Annotated in this window: 1 protein-coding gene; it reads left to right on the forward strand. The window is 41.7% G+C overall.

Features of this window, described 5'->3' with window-relative positions:
• The first annotated feature begins 99 nt into the window (after window positions 1–99).
• Window positions 100–936 (forward strand): hypothetical protein, encoded by an 837-nt coding sequence (locus A3729_RS04120; protein WP_068512640.1) that lies wholly within the window; start codon window positions 100–102, stop codon window positions 934–936.
• Window positions 937–1,018 lie beyond the last annotated feature (82 nt).

Below are 1,018 nucleotides of genomic sequence, written 5' to 3' on the forward strand. Positions count from 1 at the left end.
CAAAATAAGACTATATTTACGATTAGAATAAATTTACGTTTAATTTAGGCAATTTTTGTTGAAAGATTGCGTATCAAGGATGGCCCAAGAAGAGACATTATGCCGACAGATACAAATTACATCATTATTCAGCTGCTAATCGGCACCTTTGCTTGTTTGTGCATTAGCGTCGCTTACATTATGTTTTTGAAGCATAAGCTGACAAAGCTTAAGCCGGGGAAACATCATACTTTTGAATATGCCTACGATGGAAAAACGGTAGGCAAGACTGCGCCTGATTCAGAAGGTGAGGAAGAGTCTGTCGAAGATGGAATGAACAAACTGGATGAATTGTCCGGCCAGCAATTAAGTTTGAGCTCGCAACTTAAAGATATGACATCTGAGAATGACCGGCAAGCCTTTAGTGATTCTGAGCGGCAGCGTTTGCTTGAACATATTGAGGCACTCGAAGCCTCCTTGAAAGAATCAGGAAAGCGGATTACCTCAATGAATGTTCAATATCAGCAAGCTAGCCGAGACATTGAAAAAGAGGCTAATAAAGTTTCAAGCCTAAAGAGGGTTGTTGATGCTGTTGATACAAGCAATGAGAGAGAAGAATCGTTAATCGAAAAAACACAGCAGCTTTCGGAACAACTGGACGAGAAAGTGAAGGAGATTAAGAAATTACGAATTAATTCATCACTTATGACCAAAGAGCTTGATGATCTCAAGGCGGACAACAGTGAAGCCTACCTATTAAAGCAGTCGCTTGAAGAGGCACAGCAAAAACTGAAACGTTCTGAAGCTGAGCGCGAAACCCTCGAAAGCAACTATGTCGACCTCGCAGAAAACAGTCAGTCCCCTAAAGAATTGCAAGACGAGCTGAACCGCTTGAAAAAAGAGTATGAAATGCTTGAGCAGCGTTTCATTAGTTATGGCAACTCGGGTGCTGCCTAGCGTACCCTTTTTCTACTAAGTGAATATCACTTGCGTGCCTTGCTCAGGCTGGTAGTCTAGCGCCTTCAAATTACTTTAAGGA

This window comes from Oleiphilus sp. HI0043, assembly GCF_001634935.1.